14 protein-coding genes, 1 tRNA gene and 1 pseudogene are annotated in these 17004 nt (G+C 71.0%); 10 read left to right on the forward strand and 6 right to left on the reverse strand.

The window, feature by feature from the left end; genetic code table 11:
• Positions 1 to 2 precede the first annotated feature (2 nt).
• Positions 3 to 1820 carry a glutamine--fructose-6-phosphate transaminase (isomerizing) gene (gene glmS / locus ACIBAF_RS43175; RefSeq protein WP_399471235.1) on the forward strand — a complete coding sequence of 606 codons (1818 nt, stop codon included), beginning with the start codon at positions 3 to 5 and terminating at the stop codon, positions 1818 to 1820.
• Positions 1821 to 1917: 97 nt separating this feature from the next.
• On the opposite strand, the gene ACIBAF_RS43180 is transcribed toward glmS, so the two are convergent.
• A complete protein-coding gene (locus tag ACIBAF_RS43180; protein ID WP_399471237.1) occupies positions 1918 to 2484 on the reverse strand; it encodes a GPR1/FUN34/YaaH family transporter in 567 nt (188 codons plus the stop codon).
• A 191-nt stretch (positions 2485 to 2675) separates the two neighbouring features.
• Positions 2676 to 3203, reverse strand: a complete 528-nt coding sequence (locus tag ACIBAF_RS43185) for a universal stress protein (protein ID WP_093772834.1) — start codon at positions 3201 to 3203, stop codon at positions 2676 to 2678.
• 411 nt (positions 3204 to 3614) lie between these two features.
• Between ACIBAF_RS43185 and ACIBAF_RS43190 the strand changes: the two genes are divergently transcribed.
• The 5 genes from ACIBAF_RS43190 to ACIBAF_RS43210 all read left to right on the forward strand — a co-directional run bounded on the left by ACIBAF_RS43190 (position 3615) and on the right by ACIBAF_RS43210 (position 7007).
• The gene (locus ACIBAF_RS43190) at positions 3615 to 3884 is read left to right on the forward strand and encodes a hypothetical protein (protein ID WP_399471262.1); all 270 of its coding nucleotides are present in this window, start codon (positions 3615 to 3617) and stop codon (positions 3882 to 3884) included.
• Between the two features lie 377 nt (positions 3885 to 4261).
• A complete protein-coding gene (locus ACIBAF_RS43195) occupies positions 4262 to 5494 on the forward strand; it encodes a helix-turn-helix domain-containing protein (protein WP_399471239.1) in 1233 nt (410 codons plus the stop codon).
• 140 nt (positions 5495 to 5634) lie between these two features.
• A complete protein-coding gene (gene orn / locus ACIBAF_RS43200) occupies positions 5635 to 6237 on the forward strand; it encodes an oligoribonuclease (RefSeq protein ID WP_399471241.1) in 603 nt (200 codons plus the stop codon).
• A 106-nt stretch (positions 6238 to 6343) separates the two neighbouring features.
• Positions 6344 to 6416 (forward strand) — tRNA-His (locus ACIBAF_RS43205).
• Positions 6417 to 6491: 75 nt separating this feature from the next.
• Positions 6492 to 7007: a GNAT family N-acetyltransferase gene (locus ACIBAF_RS43210; protein WP_399471243.1), complete on the forward strand. Its 516-nt coding sequence runs from the start codon at positions 6492 to 6494 to the stop codon at positions 7005 to 7007.
• 63 nt (positions 7008 to 7070) lie between these two features.
• Here ACIBAF_RS43210 and ACIBAF_RS43215 read toward each other — a convergent pair whose 3' ends face one another.
• Positions 7071 to 8126, reverse strand: coding sequence for a LacI family DNA-binding transcriptional regulator (locus ACIBAF_RS43215; RefSeq protein WP_399471245.1), 1056 nt, complete (start codon positions 8124 to 8126; stop codon positions 7071 to 7073).
• A gap of 404 nt (positions 8127 to 8530) precedes the next feature.
• Between ACIBAF_RS43215 and ACIBAF_RS43220 the strand changes: the two genes are divergently transcribed.
• The 4 genes from ACIBAF_RS43220 to ACIBAF_RS43235 all read left to right on the forward strand — a co-directional run bounded on the left by ACIBAF_RS43220 (position 8531) and on the right by ACIBAF_RS43235 (position 13372).
• Entirely contained in the window at positions 8531 to 9862 is a 1332-nt protein-coding gene (locus ACIBAF_RS43220) for an ABC transporter substrate-binding protein (RefSeq protein WP_399471247.1), read from the forward strand.
• Between the two features lie 5 nt (positions 9863 to 9867).
• Entirely contained in the window at positions 9868 to 10878 is a 1011-nt protein-coding gene (locus tag ACIBAF_RS43225; RefSeq protein WP_399471264.1) for a carbohydrate ABC transporter permease, read from the forward strand.
• Positions 10879 to 10919: 41 nt separating this feature from the next.
• Entirely contained in the window at positions 10920 to 11807 is an 888-nt protein-coding gene (locus ACIBAF_RS43230; RefSeq protein ID WP_399471266.1) for a carbohydrate ABC transporter permease, read from the forward strand.
• 134 nt (positions 11808 to 11941) lie between these two features.
• Entirely contained in the window at positions 11942 to 13372 is a 1431-nt protein-coding gene (locus ACIBAF_RS43235) for a GH1 family beta-glucosidase (protein ID WP_399471249.1), read from the forward strand.
• A 121-nt stretch (positions 13373 to 13493) separates the two neighbouring features.
• Here the strand turns inward: ACIBAF_RS43235 and ACIBAF_RS43240 are convergent, their stop codons facing one another.
• From ACIBAF_RS43240 to ACIBAF_RS43250, 3 genes and pseudogenes are all read right to left on the reverse strand, one after another.
• A complete protein-coding gene (locus tag ACIBAF_RS43240) occupies positions 13494 to 15512 on the reverse strand; it encodes a beta-galactosidase (RefSeq protein WP_399471251.1) in 2019 nt (672 codons plus the stop codon).
• Entirely contained in the window at positions 15512 to 16837 is a 1326-nt protein-coding gene (locus ACIBAF_RS43245; RefSeq protein WP_399471253.1) for a glycoside hydrolase family 36 protein, read from the reverse strand. Before ACIBAF_RS43245 ends, ACIBAF_RS43240 begins: the two co-directional genes overlap by 1 nt.
• A 47-nt stretch (positions 16838 to 16884) precedes the next feature.
• Positions 16885 to 17004, reverse strand: a pseudogene (locus ACIBAF_RS43250) (carbohydrate ABC transporter permease); the annotation flags it as partial.

Raw genomic sequence — 17004 nt, forward strand, 5'->3', positions numbered from 1 at the left:
ATATGTGCGGAATCGTCGGATACATCGGGAAGCGTGACGTCGCTCCCCTGCTCCTGGAGGGCCTGCAGCGCCTGGAGTACCGCGGGTACGACTCCGCGGGCATAGTCGTCACCGCCCCGAAGACGGCCGGCCTGAAGATGGTCAAGGCCAAGGGCCGCGTCCGTGACCTGGAGGCCAAGGTCCCGGCGCGCTTCAAGGGCACCACCGGCATCGCCCACACCCGCTGGGCCACCCACGGCGCCCCCTCCGACGTGAACGCCCACCCGCACATGTCGACCGACCTCAAGGTCGCCGTCGTCCACAACGGCATCATCGACAACGCCTCCGACCTGCGCAAGAAGCTGGAGGCGGACGGCGTCGAGTTCCTCTCCGAGACGGACACCGAGGTCCTCGTCCACCTCATCGCCCGCGCCCAGGCCGACAAGCTCGAGGACAAGGTCCGCGAGGCGCTGCGCGTCGTCGAGGGCACCTACGGCATCGCCGTCATGCACGCCGACTTCAACGACCGCATCGTCGTGGCCCGCAACGGCTCGCCGGTCGTCCTCGGCATCGGCGAGAAGGAGATGTTCGTCGCCTCGGACATCGCCGCGCTGGTCGCCCACACCCGCCAGATAGTCACGCTCGACGACGGCGAGATGGCCACCCTCAAGGCCGACGACTTCCGCACCTACACGACGGAGGGCACCCGCACCACCGCGGAGCCCACCACCGTCGAGTGGGAGGCCGCCTCCTACGACATGGGCGGTCACGACACCTACATGCACAAGGAGATCCACGAGCAGGCCGACGCCGTGGACCGCGTGCTGCGCGGCCGCATCGACGACCGCTTCTCCACCGTGCACCTCGGCGGCCTCAACCTGGACGCCCGCGAGGCGCGTCAGATCCGCCGCGTGAAGATCCTCGGCTGCGGCACCTCGTACCACGCGGGCATGATCGGCGCCCAGATGATCGAGGAGCTGGCCCGCATCCCCGCGGACGCCGAGCCCGCCTCCGAGTTCCGCTACCGCAACGCGGTCGTCGACCCCGACACCCTGTACATCGCCGTCTCCCAGTCCGGTGAGACGTACGACGTGCTGGCGGCCGTCCAGGAGCTGAAGCGCAAGGGCGCGCGGGTGCTGGGCGTCGTCAACGTCGTCGGCTCGGCGATCGCCCGCGAGGCCGACGGCGGCGTCTACGTGCACGCCGGCCCCGAGGTCTGCGTCGTGTCGACCAAGTGCTTCACGAACACCACGGTGGCCTTCGCGCTGCTCGCGCTGCACCTCGGCCGCACCCGCGACCTCTCCGTGCGCGACGGCAAGCGCATCATCGAGGGACTGCGCAAGCTGCCGGGCCAGATCGCCGAGATCCTCTCCTACGAGGAGGAGATCAAGAAGCTGGCCGAGGAGTTCGCCGAGGCCCGCTCGATGCTCTTCATCGGCCGCGTCCGGGGCTACCCCGTCGCCCGTGAGGCCTCCCTGAAGCTGAAGGAGGTCTCGTACATCCACGCCGAGGCCTACCCGGCCTCCGAGCTCAAGCACGGCCCGCTGGCCCTCATCGAGCCCGCGCTGCCGACCGTCGCGATCGTCCCGAACGACGACCTGCTGGAGAAGAACCGCGCGGCCCTGGAGGAGATCAAGGCCCGCAGCGGCAGGATCCTCGCCGTGGCCCACGAGTGCCAGGAGAAGGCCGACCAGACGATCGTCGTCCCGAAGAACGAGGACGAACTCGACCCGATCCTCATGGGCATCCCCCTCCAACTCCTCGCCTACTACACGGCGAAGGCCCTCGGCAGGGACATCGACAAGCCCCGCAACCTCGCGAAGTCGGTAACGGTCGAGTAGGCGGGACGAACGGAACGGACCCCCACGTGACGCCACCAGTCACGGGGGGTCCGCTCTCGTTCGCCGGGGAAGCCCAACTCCCCGGCGCGGCTGCCGATCAGCCCGTGGCCGTCACGCCGGGGCGAGCAGCACGCCTGGGAAGCGCCGTGGGCCAATGGGCCGGCGCCGCCGTCGCCGCGTACCAGGCGACCGCCCCCGCCGCGACGGCGAACCAGCCGCCGGCCTTGGTGAGACCGTCGCTGCCGGCGAACCGGGCGACGGCGAGCAGGACGAGCCCGACGAGGAACAACCCGTAGGTGCCCTGGGTCAGTTGGTCGCCGCCCGCGACGGTCAGGGAGAGCGCCACGAGGGCGAACAGGACCAGGAAGAGCCCCGCGGCGTTGTCGGAGACCTGGGTCCCGGCGGAGACCGCCCAGGTGAACCAGAAGGCGCCGAGCACGGTGTAGGCGGTTCCGGTGGCCGTATCGCGGTCCCGGAGGGCGAACAGGCCGGCGACGAACAGCGCGACACCGCCGACGTAGTGGGCGATGGATACGGCGTCCGCAGCCGTCACGCCGTCGATGAGGTCGGTGTACCCGAGGCCGAAGGCCAACAGGGTGACGCCGAGGGCGAGTCGGCCGGCGATGGTGGTGATGCTGCTTCCCGCAGAGACGTCGTTGTCCACGGCAAGCTCCCTTCACGCTTCATGCTTCACGCATGTGCAGGTGTGTGAGCGATATATGCCCTTCACAAGGGCACAAACACCTCTACGCGTCGGTAGTATTACGCTGCGCACAAAGGGAGTGGACGGCAGGAGGGCGAGGCGCCCGGATCTCATCTCTCCCGGAGAGCGGCTCTCGCCCGGAGAGCGGCGCGTTACGGAATGACGATGACGGGCCGCTTCGCCCGCTTGGCGAGCCGCCCCGCGACGGAGCCGAAGATGCGCCCGACGATGCCGTGGGTCGAGCCGACGACGATCGCGTCGGCCTCGTACTCCCGCCCCACCTCTTCGAGTTCGTGGCAGATGTCGCCGCCGCGCTCGACCAGGATCCAGGGCACCTCGGCGAGGTACTCCGCGCACGCGAGCTCCAGACCGAGCACCTCGGTGCGATGGTCCGGCACGTCGACGAAGACGGGCGGCTCGCAGCCGGCCCACACCGTGGTGGGCAGCCGGTTGGCGACGTGGACGATGATCAGGCCCGAGCCGGAGCGATGGGCCATGCCGATGGCGTACGCGAGCGCGCGCTCACTGGACGTGGAGCCGTCGAAGCCGACGACCACGCCGTGCTTGAAGGCGGGATCGCAGGAGTGGCGTGCGTCTTCCGCCGCCAGGGGCTCGGCCGCCGTAGGGTCGGCGACGGGCCGCTTGCGGTCCGCGGGTTCGAAGAATTCGTGACCGGCCATGGCTGTCTCGGCGTATCGATCCTTATACGGGTGGGACGGCGGTGAGCGGCGGAGCTGTCCGGGAATTGTCTTCCCAACCCCATACCCCCAAGGGTACGGCGGCACGCCTCCTGGGCCCAGATCCCGCACGCCCCCGGTGGGGGTTCCAGGGAGCATGCACGAGCGGACGCCCGTAACGCAATGGTTGCTGCCCCGTACAGGCGGTTTGCACAGGATTCATTTACGCGGAACCGACCCCGACAGTGACCGACCGCCCGGACGGACGTTGAACCCCGTGCACCGCCGCCAACCCCGTGCACCATCGCCCGCGCACCGCCCGCCGTACCGCCGCCCCAGGAAGGAGCCCGCCCCGTGCCCTCGTCCCGCGCCACCCGCGACAGTGACCCCCGCGACGACCGGACGACCGACCTGATGCGCTGGGCGGCCTTCAGCTGCGTCCTGGTCCCGGTGGTCCTCCTCTGGTACGGCGCCTCGCTGGCCGGCGCCGCCGGCACCGCCCTCGGCCTCGCCGCCGTCACGGCCGTCTGCCGGGTGTTGCTGCGCCGGTCCGAGCGGTGCGCGGCCCGGTTGCTCGACGAGGAGCACGCGCCGCAGGCGCACCACCGGGGGCGCCGTCAGCGCACCGGAACGGGGTCCCGTCGTGGCGGTCGTCACTCTGGGGGAAACTCACCGGTCGGTTGACCGGTTTTCGCGCACGGACCCGCATCTTTTCAGCCAACTTCCCGACCCTGTGCATTCCTTGCCGTAACCACCCCCCACCCCCCGTTCCACCTGCACGGAAAGGGCCTCAGGGGCCCTGCGCACCCTACGTGGATTGGCCACCGCACCGAGGCGCACTTCCCTGCACGGCCCACTAGTGCAACGCTTCGTGATCGAATGCTTCACGCCAAGTTGCCATGTCGACAATCTGCCGGGTGGTGAACTGGCCACGCCGGCATCATGCGACACAGTAGATTCGATCTTGACTGTCTACGGCGGGGGACTCGTGCAGGACCGAGGGGAAACGTGCAGGAGCGACACAACCGAGGAGCCGCGACCACCGAGGGGGGCTTAGCAGGATGAGCCACGACTCCACTGCCGCGCCGGAAGCCGCGGCCCGGAAACTGTCCGGGCGACGCCGCAAGGAGATCGTCGCGGTGCTGCTGTTCAGCGGCGGCCCCATTTTCGAGAGTTCCATTCCGCTGTCGGTGTTCGGGATTGACCGCCAGGACGCCGGCGTGCCGCGCTACCGCTTGTTGGTGTGCGGCGGCGAAGAAGGCCCGCTGCGGACCACGGGGGGCCTGGAACTCACCGCGCCACACGGCCTGGAGGCGATCTCACGGGCGGGCACGGTCGTCGTGCCGGCCTGGCGTTCGATCACCTCGCCGCCGCCGGAGGAGGCGCTCGACGCGCTGCGCCGGGCGCACGAAGAGGGCGCCCGCATCGTGGGCCTGTGCACCGGCGCGTTCGTGCTGGCCGCCGCAGGCCTGCTCGACGGCCGCCCGGCGACGACCCACTGGATGTACGCACCGACGCTGGCCAAGCGCTACCCGTCGGTGCACGTCGATCCACGAGAACTCTTCGTGGACGACGGCGACGTCCTGACGTCGGCGGGCACCGCGGCCGGAATCGATCTCTGTCTGCACATCGTGCGGACAGATCACGGCAACGAGGCGGCGGGCGCGCTGGCCCGGCGTCTCGTCGTCCCACCGCGCCGATCCGGCGGCCAGGAGCGCTATCTCGACCGGTCTTTACCGGAGGAGATCGGCGCCGACCCGCTCGCCGAGGTCGTCGCCTGGGCGCTGGAACACCTCCACGAGCAGTTCGACGTGGAGACGCTGGCGGCACGCGCCTATATGAGCCGCCGCACCTTCGACCGCCGCTTCCGGTCGCTGACCGGCAGCGCGCCACTGCAGTGGCTGATCACCCAGCGGGTGCTGCAGGCGCAGCGTCTGCTGGAGACGTCGGACTACTCGGTGGACGAGGTCGCGGGCCGGTGCGGCTTCCGCTCGCCGGTGGCCCTGCGCGGCCACTTCCGGCGCCAGCTGGGCTCGTCCCCGGCGGCGTACCGGGCGGCGTACCGGGCGCGCAGGCCACAGGGCGAACGCACGACGGACAGCGAGCCGTCGCCGCCGCCACCGCCGCCGTCGCTGCACCCGGAGGGGCCGGGGCCGGTCCCGCCGCAGGTCCGGCGCACGGCGACCGCGGCGGCCGGCGCGGTGGGCTCGTCGGCGTCCCTGCCGTCCGAGCACGCGCGCGAGGCGTACGCCAGCTCGCGGGCGAGTCTGCCGGGGCAGCGCAGCGGTAGCTGAGCACGTACCTCGTGACGCCGGACGGGACCGACTCGACCCGTCCGGCGTTCGGCGTGGACCTCACGGTCGCGTCCCTTGTGGACAAGGCCCACACAAACGCGGGGCGTCCGAAAAGCCGACGTCAGCTTTAGGGTGGTCGCATGAACGATCGCATGGTGTGGATCGACTGCGAGATGACCGGCCTCTCGCTGTCCGACGACGCTCTCATCGAGGTTGCCGCCCTCGTCACCGACTCCGAGCTGAACATCCTCGGCGACGGTGTGGACATCGTCATCCGCCCGCCGGCCAAGGCACTGGAGACGATGCCGGAGGTGGTGCGCGAGATGCACACCTCGTCCGGGCTGCTCGACGAGCTGGCCGGCGGGACGACGCTCGCGGAGGCCGAGGAGCAGGTGCTGGCGTATGTGCGCAAGCACGTGAAGGAGCCCGGCAAGGCGCCGCTGTGCGGCAACTCCGTCGGCACCGACCGCGGTTTCCTGGCGCGGGACATGGCGGCCCTGGAGAACTACCTCCACTACCGCATCGTGGACGTCTCCTCCATCAAGGAGCTCGCCCGGCGCTGGTACCCGCGGGCGTACTTCAACAGCCCGGAGAAGAACGGCAACCACCGCGCGCTCGCCGACATCCGCGAGTCCATCGCGGAACTGCGCTACTACCGCGAGGCCGTCTTCGTACCGCAGCCCGGCCCGGACTCCGACACGGCCAAGGCCATCGCCGCGAAGCACGTCCTGCCCGCCCAGTAGGGGGCCGCGGGAGGCGCCCGGAAAAGCCGTGCGCGAGCACCCCTTCGGACCCTGTACACTTTTTCTCGGCCGGTAGGGAGACCGCAAAGTCCAACTGCCGGGCGTGGTGGGTGTAGCTCAGCTGGTAGAGCACCTGGTTGTGGTCCAGGATGCCGCGGGTTCGAGTCCCGTCACTCACCCTGAGTCATCAGCCGGTGACTTCCCGTAAGGGAGGTCACCGGCTGATGTGTTTCCGAGAACGGGGGCGTTCGTCCATGGGGCCGGCAGTCCACGCCCAACCGATCAGCACCGCCCGTCTCGACCTCCTCCCCCTGCGCGTGGACCACGCGGCGGAGATGGCGACCGTCCTGGCCGATCCCGCCCTGCACACCTTCATCGGCGGCGCCCCCAGCAGCCCGGAAGCCCTGCACGCCCGCTACGGACGTCTCGTCGCCGGCTCCCCGGACCCGGCCGTCTCCTGGTGCAACTGGGTCCTGCGCCTGCGCGACGCCGGCTGCCTGACCGGCACCGTCCAGGCGACGATCACGGACCGGGGCCGCACCGCCGAGATCGCCTGGGTGACCGGCGTCCCCTGGCAGGGCCGGGGCCTCGCCGCGGAGGCGGCGCGGGGGCTCGTGGGGTGGCTGCGGGAGCAGGGCGTGCACACGGTCATCGCCCACATCCACCCGGACCACCACGCCTCGGCCGCCGTCGCCACGGCGGCGGGACTGTCCCCGACGGGCGAGGAACACGACGGCGAGATCCGGTGGCGGTCGTCTTTGCTGCAGTGACCCGCACCGCCCGGCGCCGGCACTCCCGACCGCGGCGAAGCCCTCCCCCACACGAAAGCGGCCTCAGGACGAGGCCCGCCCCACCAACTCCGTGGCCAGCACCACCTGTCGGCGTTCCAGGCCCCGGGACACCGCCGGGCGGCGGTCCGCGATCTCGGTCAGCAGGAGGTCCAGCATCCTGCGGCCCATCTCCTCGATGGGCTGGCGGACGCTGGTCAGCGGCGGGTCCATGTGGCGCGCGATGGCCGAGTCGTCGTAGCCGACCAGGGCGACGTCCTCCGGGATGCGCAGGCCCGCCTCGCGCAGCGCCTGGCGGGCGCCGGCGGCCATGACGTCGGAACCGGCGAAGACCGCGTCGGGGGCGGGGGTGCGGGCGAGGAGTTCGCGCATCGCGCGGTGGCCGCCCTCCTCGGTGAAGTCGCCCGGGGCGATGAGGCCCTCGTCCACCTCGTACCCCGCGTCGCGCAGGGCGTCGCGGTAGCCGTCGACGCGCCGCTGGGCGCCGTAGACGTCGAGGCGGCCGGTGATGTGGGCGATGCGGGTGCGACCGCGGGAGAGCAGGTGCTCGACCGCCGAGCGGCCGCCGCCGTAGTTGTCGGAGTCCACCGAGGGCAGCGTCTCCCCGGCCGAGCGGGGGCCGCTGATCACCGCCGGGATCTCCAGTTGGGCGAGCAGGTCGGGCAGGGGGTCGTCGGCGTGGACCGAGACCAGCAGGACGCCGTCCACACGGTGCGCCGCCAGGTACTGGGCCAGTCGGCGGCGTTCGCGGTCGCTACCCGCGAAGATCAGCAGCAGCTGCATCTCGGTTTCGGAGAGTTCCGCGCCGACGCCGCGCAGCATGTCCGAGAAGTACGGTTCCGCGAAGAAACGGGTCTCCGGCTCGGGGACGACCAACGCGATCGCGTCCGTGCGGTTGGCGGCGAGGGCGCGGGCCGCGGTGTTCGGGACATAGCCGAGCTCGGCGACCGCCGCCTCCACCGCCGCGCGGGTCGCGTCGCTGACCCGGGGCGAGCCGTTGATCACCCGGGAGACCGTGCCGCGGCCGACGCCGGCACGTGCGGCCACCTCTTCGAGGGTCGGCCGACCACCGCTCCGCCCCCGCGTTCCGTGGCTTGCCATGGGCTCCGCCTTCCCGCCGTTGTTCGCGCTGGCCTGGAATCTAACAGTCCTGCCCGGTCCGGCCCGGTCGGGCCACCGTCGCCGGGGGCCTGCGCCGCGGCGCCGCCGCGCGGGCCGTCGGCGCCCCGCGCCGGACGGGCCCAACTCGCCCTCCCCTGGCGGGAAAGCGCTGTCCCGGCGAGTTAGCTAACGGGCCGATAACTGAACGCATCTCTCCGGTCCCCCGCCCTTGACACCCCCGCCCGAACCGACGACTCTTCAACACATCACCTGTGGGAGCGCTCCCACGGTACCTGACACATACACATCCCGCACGTTCCCCGCCCGAGCCGCAGCGAGTAACTAACGGGCCCAACAATGCAGTTGGCCGGGGGGTCGGCACGTCAGGGCAACAGGAGGACGCAATGCGAGCACGTACCCGAACCGCCCGCCGGGCGGTAGTCCTCGCGACCGTCGCGACACTGGGCGCCGGTCTGCTGGCCGGCTGTGCCGACGACAGCGGCGACGACAACGCCTCCGACGGCGCGTCGTCGGGCGGCGGCAAGGGCAAGACCACGATCACGCTGGGTCTGTTCGGCACCTTCGGCTTCAAGGAGGCCGGCCTCTACACCGAGTACGAGAAGCTCCACCCCGACATCAAGATCGCCGAGAATGTCACGGAGAAGAACGAGAACTACTACCCGGCGCTGGTCAACCACCTCACCACCAACAGCGGCCTGATGGACGTCCAGGCCATCGAGGTGGGCAACATCGCCGAGGTCGTGGCCACCCAGGCGGCCAAGTTCGAGGACATGTCGAAGGTCTCGGGCGTCGACAAGAGCCAGTGGCTGGGCTGGAAGTGGTCGCAGGCCACCACCAAGGACGGCCAGACGATCGGCCTCGGCACCGACGTCGGCCCGATGGCCCTCTGCTACCGCAAGGACCTCTTCCAGGCGGCCGGTCTGCCCACCGACCGTGAGGCGGTCGGCAAGCTGTGGGCCGGCGACTGGAACAAGTTCATCGCCGCCGGCGAGCAGTACAAGAAGAAGGCCAAGGCGGGCACGTTCTTCATGGACTCCCCCGGCGGTCTGATCAACGCGATCCTCAGCAGTGAGAAGGAGAAGTTCTACGACTCCTCCGGCGAGGTCATCTACAAGACGAACCCGGCCGTGAAGGCCGCCTTCGACCTGACCGCGAAGGCCGCCGAGGAGGGCCTGGTCCAGCCCCAGACGCAGTTCCAGCCGGCCTGGAACACGACGATCGCCCAGAGCAAGTTCGCCACCATCGCCTGCCCGCCGTGGATGCTCGGCACCATCAAGGGCAACGCGAAGGCCGAGGACGCCGGCAAGTGGGACGTGGCCGTCGCACCCAAGTCCGGCAACTGGGGCGGCTCCTTCCTGGGCGTGCCCAAGAGCGGCAAGCACGTGAAGGAGGCCGAAGAGCTCGTCAAGTGGCTGACCGCGCCCGAGCAGCAGGCGAAGCTCTTCAAGGTGCAGGGCAACTTCCCGAGCGCGCCGGCCACGTACACGATGCCCGAAGTCACCGGCGCCAAGAACGCGATGACCGGTGACTCGCCGGTCGGCACGGTCTTCTCCGAGGCGGCCAAGACCGCCCCGGTGCAGGTGATCGGCCCGAAGGACCAGATCATCCAGCAGGGCCTGTCCGACAACGGCGTCTTCCTCGTGACGAAGGGCAAGTCGGCGGCGGAAGCCTGGAACACGGCGACCAAGACCATCGACAACAACCTGGACAAGTGACCCGCATGGCCACCCGCCACGACACCGCCGCGCCCCCCGTCAAGGAGGGGGGCGCGGCCCCGGGCCGCCCGCCCGCCGTCTCACCGGAGGCGGAACAGCGGCGCCGGGCCCGGCTCTCCCGCCGCTGGCAGCGCGACATGCGCTGGAGCCCGTACGCGTTCGTCTCGCCGTTCTTCCTGCTGTTCCTCGCGTTCGGCCTGTTCCCGCTGCTCTACACCGGCTGGGCCTCGCTGCACCAGGTGGAGCTGACCGCGCCCACCGACATGACGTGGGTGGGGATGCGCAACTACACGCGCATCTTCGACGACGACTTCTTCTGGAACGCGGCGAAGAACACCCTGACGATCGGGATCATCTCCACCGTTCCGCAGCTGCTGATGGCCATGGGCCTGGCCCACATCCTCAACTACAGGCTGCGGGCCTCGACCTTCTACCGGGTCGCGATGCTCGCGCCGTACGCGACGTCGATCGCGGCGGCCTCGCTCGTCTTCGTGCTGCTCTTCGGGCGCGACTACGGCATGATCAACTGGGCGCTGCACTTCGTCGGGATCGACGCGATCGACTGGCAGAACGACAAGTGGCCGTCGCAGATCGCGGTGTCGTCGATCGTCATCTGGCGGTGGACGGGCTACAACGCGCTGATCTATCTGGCCGCGATGCAGGCGATCCCGCAGGACCTCTACGAGTCGGCGGCGCTGGACGGCGCGAGCCGCTGGAGGCAGTTCCTGCACGTCACGCTGCCGTCGCTGCGGCCGACGATCCTGTTCACGGTCGTCGTGTCGACGATCGGCGCCTCTCAGGTCTTCGGCGAGCCGCTGCTGTTCGACGCGAACAAGGGCGCTTCGGGCGGCGCGGAGCACCAGTTCCAGACGCTGGGGCTGTACCTGTACGAGCAGGGCTGGGTGAACCAGCACCTGGGCCGGGCCTCGGCGATCGCCTGGACGATGTTCCTGATCCTGATCGTGGTCGGCATCGTCAACTACGTCATCTCGCGCCGGCTGCGCGCCAGTAGTTAGGAGTACCGGCCGTGACGACGACGACAACGACCGCGAAGACCGTGGAGCCCGAGGACGCCGTACCGGCGGCCCGCAAGGTGCGCCGGCCGAAGTCCGCGCGGGCGGGCGGGCAGATGCACGGCGGCCCGATCGCGTACGCGATCCTGATCCTGTTCACCATCGTTTCGCTGTTCCCGCTGGTGTGGACGGCGATCGCCGCCTCCCGGGACAACAACCGGCTGGCGCAGAACCCGCCGCCGTTCGTGTTCGGCTCGAACCTCTTCCACAACCTGGACGTGGCCTGGAACGACGCGAACCTGGGCAAGGCGTTCGTCAACACGACGATCGTGGCGGGCACGTCGGCGGCGACGATCGTCTTCCTGTCGACGATCGCCGGGTTCGCCTTCGCCAAGCTGCGGTTCCGGGGCCGGGGCGCGCTGATGCTGATCGTGATCGGCACGATGATGGTGCCGCCGCAGCTGAGCGTGATCCCGCTGTACATGATGGTCGCCAAGCTGGAGTGGACGGACCAGCTGCAGGCGGTGATCCTGCCGTCGCTGGTGAGCGCGTTCGGGGTGTTCTTCATGCGGCAGTACCTGATCCAGGCGCTGCCCGACGAGATCATCGAGGCGGCGCGGGTGGACGGCGCGAGCAGCTGGCGCGTGGTGTGGCACGTGGTGTTCCCCGCGGCGCGCCCCGCGATGGCGGTGCTGGGCATGCTGATGTTCGTCCAGACGTGGAACGACTTCCTGTGGCCGTTCCTGGTGCTGAGCCAGACCGGCAACCCGACCGTGCAGGTCGCGGTCGCGGGCCTGGGCCGTGGCTACACCCCGGACCAGTCCCTGATCATGGCGGGCGCGCTGCTGGGCACGCTGCCGCTGCTGGTGGTCTTCGCGATCTTCGGCAAGCAGATCGTGGGCGGCATCATGCAGGGCGCGGTGAAGGGGTGACGACGCCCGCCTCGCCGTACGACGCCCCCCGCCCGTGACTTCCCCGGGGGCCGGGTCACCGCCGCCTCGGCCCCCTTCGCACCACTTCCCCCCAACCTTCGTCGGTCTCGACGACCTTTCATGGGAGCGCTTCCATGCCTGAGCCCGTCACCCCGGTGACCTTTCCCTCCGCTTTCCTCTGGGGCGCGGCGACGTCCGCGTACCAGATCGAGGGGGCGGTGCGCGAGGACGGCCGCACGCCCTCGATCTGGGACACCTTCAGCCATACGCCGGGCAAGACGGCCGGCGGCGAGCACGGTGACATCGCTGTCGACCACTACCACCGCTACCGCGACGACGTGGCGCTGATGGCGGAGCTGGGCCTCACGGCGTACCGCTTCTCGATCTCCTGGTCGCGGGTCCAGCCGACGGGACGCGGTCCCGCGGTGCAGGTGGGCCTGGACTTCTACCGCCGACTGGTGGACGAGCTGCTGGCGAAGGGCATCAAGCCCGCCGTCACCCTCTACCACTGGGACCTCCCGCAGGAGTTGGAGGACGCGGGCGGCTGGCCGGAGCGGGACACGGCGTACCGGTTCGCGGAGTACGCGCAGATCGTCGGGGAGGCGCTCGGCGACCGCGTGGAGAACTGGATCACGCTGAACGAGCCGTGGTGCAGCGCGTTCCTGGGCTACGCCTCCGGGGTGCACGCGCCGGGGCGCACGGACCCGGCGGCCTCGCTGAAGGCGGCCCACCACCTGAACCTGGCGCACGGCCTCGGCACCTCGGCGCTGCGCGCGGCCATGCCGGCCCGCAACGCGGTGGCGATCAGCCTCAACTCGTCGGTGGTGCGCCCGCTCTCCCCGGGCGACCCGGCGGACCTCGCGGCGGTCCGGAAGATCGACGACCTGGCGAACGGCGTCTTCCACGACCCGATCCTGCGGGGCGCGTACCCGGAGACCCTGCTGGCGGCGACCTCGTCCCTGACGGACTGGTCGTACGTCCTGGACGGCGATCTGCGCGCCATCAACCAGCCGCTGGACGCGCTGGGGTTGAACTACTACACGCCCACGCTGGTCTCGGCGGCGGACGCCACGGTGAAGGGCCCGCGCACGGACGGCCACGGCGCGAGCGACCACTCCCCCTGGCCGGCCGCCGACGACGTCGCCTTCCACCAGACGCCCGGCGACCGCACGGAGATGGGCTGGACGATCGACCCGACCGGCCTGCACGAGCTGATCATGCGCTACACCCGGGAGGCCCCGGGCCTGCCGCTGTACGTGACGGAGAACGGCGCCGCCTACGACGACAAGCCCGACCCCGACGGCCGTGTCCACGACCCGGAGCGCATCGCCTACCTGCACGGCCACCTCTCCGCGGTCCACCGAGCCATCGCCGACGGCGCGGACGTCCGGGGCTACTACCTGTGGTCCCTGCTGGACAACTTCGAGTGGGCGTACGGCTACGAGAAGCGGTTCGGCGCGGTGTACGTGGACTACGCGACGCTGACCCGCACCCCGAAGTCGAGCGCCCGGTGGTACGGCGAGGCAGCCCGCACGGGAACCCTGCCGGGGCTCGAGACGGCCTGACCTCGAAAGGGCCTGATGACTCGGCCGCACATGGCCACCTGATGACCACCTGACCCGGGGAGCGGGGAACGGGGCGCGGCACGCGGTGGGGGCGTGCCGCGCCCCGCCGTCCTCTCCCCGGCTATGCCCCGTGCGGCTCCCGTACGACCGCGGCGCCGCCCGGCGGCAACGTCACCGAACCGTCCGGTACCGGGTTTCCGGTGAGGAGTTCGAGTGCCTCGGCGGCGACGGTCACCTTCGCTCCTGTGCCGCCGTGGTCGATGAGGAAGAGGTAGTCGGCGTCCTTCCCCCGGCGGCGGACCGCCTCCACGCCCGTCGGCACACCTCCCTCCAGCACCGGTCGTACGCCCGTCTCCTGCCGGACACGGTCCAGCAGCGCCGCCAGCGTCGGCGGGTCGGGCAGGGTCGCCACGTACCAGGCCGTGCCCGTGCCGTAGCCGTGCCGGGTGATCGCCGGGACGCCCTTCAGCGGGCCCTCCGTGTACGAGGACACCGTCTGCGCACCGGCCGGCCGCACCCGCTCCGACCACAGGGAGCCCGTGCCGCCGCCGTCCAGGCCCACCGTCTCGCCCGGCAGCAGCGGGAACAGTTCGTCCGTGCGGACGCCGAGCGCCTCGCGGAACGCGCCCGGGTAACCGCCCAGCCGTACATGGCAGTTCTCGTCCACCGCCCCGCTGTGGAAGCCGACCGCCAGCGTGCCGCCCTGCTCGGCGAACGCCGTCAGGTTCGTCGCGCCCGCGTCGTCGACCAGGTACAGGCTCGGGGCGAGGACCAGGCGGTACGCCGACAGGTCCGCGTCCGGGCGGACGAAGTCCACGGCGACGCCCGCCCGCCACAGCGGCTCGTACCAGGCGCGCACCAGGTCCAGGTACCGGATCGACTCACTTGGCTGGGACGGGAGTTCCAGCGCCCACTTCGCGTCCCAGTCCCAGACGATCGCCGTCTCGGCCGTGCCCGTGCTGCCGCGCACCTCGGCCAGCGCCTTCAGATCCGCGCCGAGCGCCACGACGTCCCGCCAGATCACGCTGTCCGTGCCCGCGTGCGGCAGCATCGCCGAGTGCCACTGCTCGGCGCCCGCCTTCGCCGCCCGCCACTGGAAGTAGGCGATGCCGTCGGCGCCGTGGGCGACGTGCGCGAGCGCGTTGCGGCGCAACTCCCCTGCGGTCTTCGCCCTGTTGACGGGCTGCCAGTTCACCGCGCCGGTCGAGTGCTCCATCAGCAGCCAGGGCCGGCCACCGGCCAGGGAGCGGACCAGGTCGCCGCTCATCGCGATGTCGATCTCCGACTCGGGGTCCGTGGAGCGGAGGTAGTGGTCGTTGGAGACGATGTCCAGCTGGGGCGCCCAACGCCAGTAGTCCAGCGCGTCGAAGTTGTACATCACCATGAAGTTGGTGGTGGCGGGCGTCGACGGGGCGGCCGCCCGCAGCACGTCTCGCTCCGCCGTGCACAGCGACAGCAGTTCGTCCGAGCAGAAGCGGCGCCAGTCCAGCCGGTGGGTGGGGTTGGGGACGGCGCCGGTCGCGCGGGGCGGGAGGATCTCGTCCCAGTCGTAGTACCACTGGCTCCAGAAGGCGGTGCCCCAGGCGTCGTTGAGCGCCTTCAGGTCATCGGCGTACCTGGTGCGCAGCCAGCGGCGGAACGCCTGCGCGCTCGTGTCGCAGAAGCACTCGGCGTTGTGGCAGCCGTACTCGTTGTGGACGTGCCACATGACGACCGCGGGGTGGTCGGCGTACCGCTCGCCCAGCGCACGGGCGATCCGCAGCGCCGCCTCCCGGTAGGCGGGGCTCGACGGGCAGAACGTCTGGCGACTGCCGTACGACAGTCCCCGGCCGTCCTGGTCCACCGGCAGTGCCTCGGGGTGGGCCCGGAAGAACCACGCCGGTGGCGCGGCCGTCGGGGTGGCCAGGTCGGCGGCGATGCCGTGGGCGTAGAGCATGTCGAGGATGCGGTCGAGGTGCGAGAAGTCGTACGCGCCCTCGGCGGGCTCCAGCAGCGCCCACGAGAAGATGTTGACGCTGACCATGGTCACGCCGGCCTCGGCCATGAGCCGCATGTCCTCGGCCCAGACCTCCTCGGACCACTGCTCGGGGTTGTAGTCGCCGCCGTAGGCGATGCCGGGGACGTTCAGAGCGCGCTCCATCACTCGCCTCCCGACAGGAGACGGCGCGTGGTGTGCACGCCCCACTCGTCGAGCGACAGCAGGCGGTCGCTGGAGGCCATCAGGCCGCCCGTCGCCTCGACGTGCGCCGCCCACTGCTCGCGGGTCTCCACCGCCGGGCGGGCCATCAGGCAGTCCGGGTCGTTCACCCAGAGGCGGCCGTGCTGCCACTGGCGGCCGGCGCCGGTGAACTCGGCCGGGTCCTGGCCGGGCTGGCTGTAGTCGTCGGCCTCGGGACGGCGGTGCGGCGCCGTGTCGGGGCTGACCCGCATCGCGTCGAACAGGCCGAGGGAGGGGAGGATCGGCGCGCCGCAGCCCAGGAGGTAGGACTCCGGGCCGATCGCCGCCCTGATGAGTTCGATGCCTGAGCGGTAGGCCGTCAGGGGGTCCGCGGTCCGGTCGTGCCGGACGCCGTCCAGGGCGCCCGCGTACAGGAAGTCGACCTTGAAGTAGTCGTAGCCCTCGGCGCGCAGGGTGCGGAAGACGTCCGTCAGGTACGCGGCCGCCTCCGGGTGGGTGGTGTCGAGGACGCGCAGGTCGTGGCCCCAGTTGTGGCCGGCGTGCGCGAAGCCGCCGGCGGCGGAAGCGACCAGCCAGTCGGGGTGCTCGGCGGCCAGTTCGCTGCTGGGGTCGACGAGGAAGGGCGCCGTCCAGATGCCGGCCCGGCGACCCCGGGCGCGGATGGCGTCGGCGATGCCGGCACGCGAGCGGAAGCGGCCGGAGAGCGTGAGCCAGTCACCGAGGGCGCGCTGGTAGCCGTCGTCGATCTGGACGACGTCGACGGGCAGGTCGAGGGTGTCCATGGCACGAAGGTTCTCGTGGATGTCGTCCTCGGTGACGGCGGTGAAGTACTCGTACCAGGAGCACCAGACGGTGGGGGCCGGGCGGGGCGCCTCCAGGCCGAGGCTGTCGGCCCAGTCGGCGAGGGCGCCCTGGATGCCGCCGGGGCCCAGGTAGGAGTAGAAGTCCACCTTGCCGTCGGCGCTGATCGCCGCACGGTCCTCGTGTGTCTCCAGCCGGATGGAGGGCACGGACCGCAGCGGATCCACCGCCGCGCACACGACGATCGGTCCGTCCTCGCCCTTGGGGGCGAGGGCCAGCAGTCCCTCCCCCTGGAAGACCCCGGCGGGCACGGTCACGCCCGGCCGGTAGCAGACCGTCGCCCAGTTGGCGTCGGTCGGGCGGTACGGGGCGGCGTCGAGGGCGTAGGCGCCGCTGGGGCTCCAGGACTGCCAGCCCTCCTCGTGGACGCGGGCGCGCCGCGGGTCCACGGGGACGGTGGCGACGTGGGTGAAGGGGTGCTGCACGGAGGTCTCTTTCACAACGGGACGGCTCGGCCTGCTCAGCTGCCCGCTCAGCCCTTGTTGGCGCCGAGCGTGAGGCCGCTGACGAACTGGCGCTGGAGGACGAAGTAGACGATCAGGGTGGGGATCGCGGTGAGCAGGGCGCCGGCGGCGACCAGGTTGGGGTCGGT

Source organism: Streptomyces sp. NPDC051677 (assembly GCF_044453465.1).
Lineage (GTDB): Bacteria > Actinomycetota > Actinomycetes > Streptomycetales > Streptomycetaceae > Streptomyces.

Coding starts and splice junctions, on each gene's coding strand:
- glmS (WP_399471235.1), top strand. CDS start 3: ATGTGCGGAATCGTCGGATACATCGGGAAGCGTGACGTCGCTCCCCTG.
- ACIBAF_RS43185 (WP_093772834.1), bottom strand. CDS start 3,203: ATGGCCGGTCACGAATTCTTCGAACCCGCGGACCGCAAGCGGCCCGTC.
- ACIBAF_RS43190 (WP_399471262.1), top strand. CDS start 3,615: ATGCGCTGGGCGGCCTTCAGCTGCGTCCTGGTCCCGGTGGTCCTCCTC.
- ACIBAF_RS43195 (WP_399471239.1), top strand. CDS start 4,262: ATGAGCCACGACTCCACTGCCGCGCCGGAAGCCGCGGCCCGGAAACTG.
- orn (WP_399471241.1), top strand. CDS start 5,635: ATGAACGATCGCATGGTGTGGATCGACTGCGAGATGACCGGCCTCTCG.
- ACIBAF_RS43210 (WP_399471243.1), top strand. CDS start 6,492: ATGGGGCCGGCAGTCCACGCCCAACCGATCAGCACCGCCCGTCTCGAC.
- ACIBAF_RS43215 (WP_399471245.1), bottom strand. CDS start 8,126: ATGGCAAGCCACGGAACGCGGGGGCGGAGCGGTGGTCGGCCGACCCTC.
- ACIBAF_RS43220 (WP_399471247.1), top strand. CDS start 8,531: ATGCGAGCACGTACCCGAACCGCCCGCCGGGCGGTAGTCCTCGCGACC.
- ACIBAF_RS43225 (WP_399471264.1), top strand. CDS start 9,868: ATGGCCACCCGCCACGACACCGCCGCGCCCCCCGTCAAGGAGGGGGGC.
- ACIBAF_RS43235 (WP_399471249.1), top strand. CDS start 11,942: ATGCCTGAGCCCGTCACCCCGGTGACCTTTCCCTCCGCTTTCCTCTGG.
- ACIBAF_RS43240 (WP_399471251.1), bottom strand. CDS start 15,512: ATGGAGCGCGCTCTGAACGTCCCCGGCATCGCCTACGGCGGCGACTAC.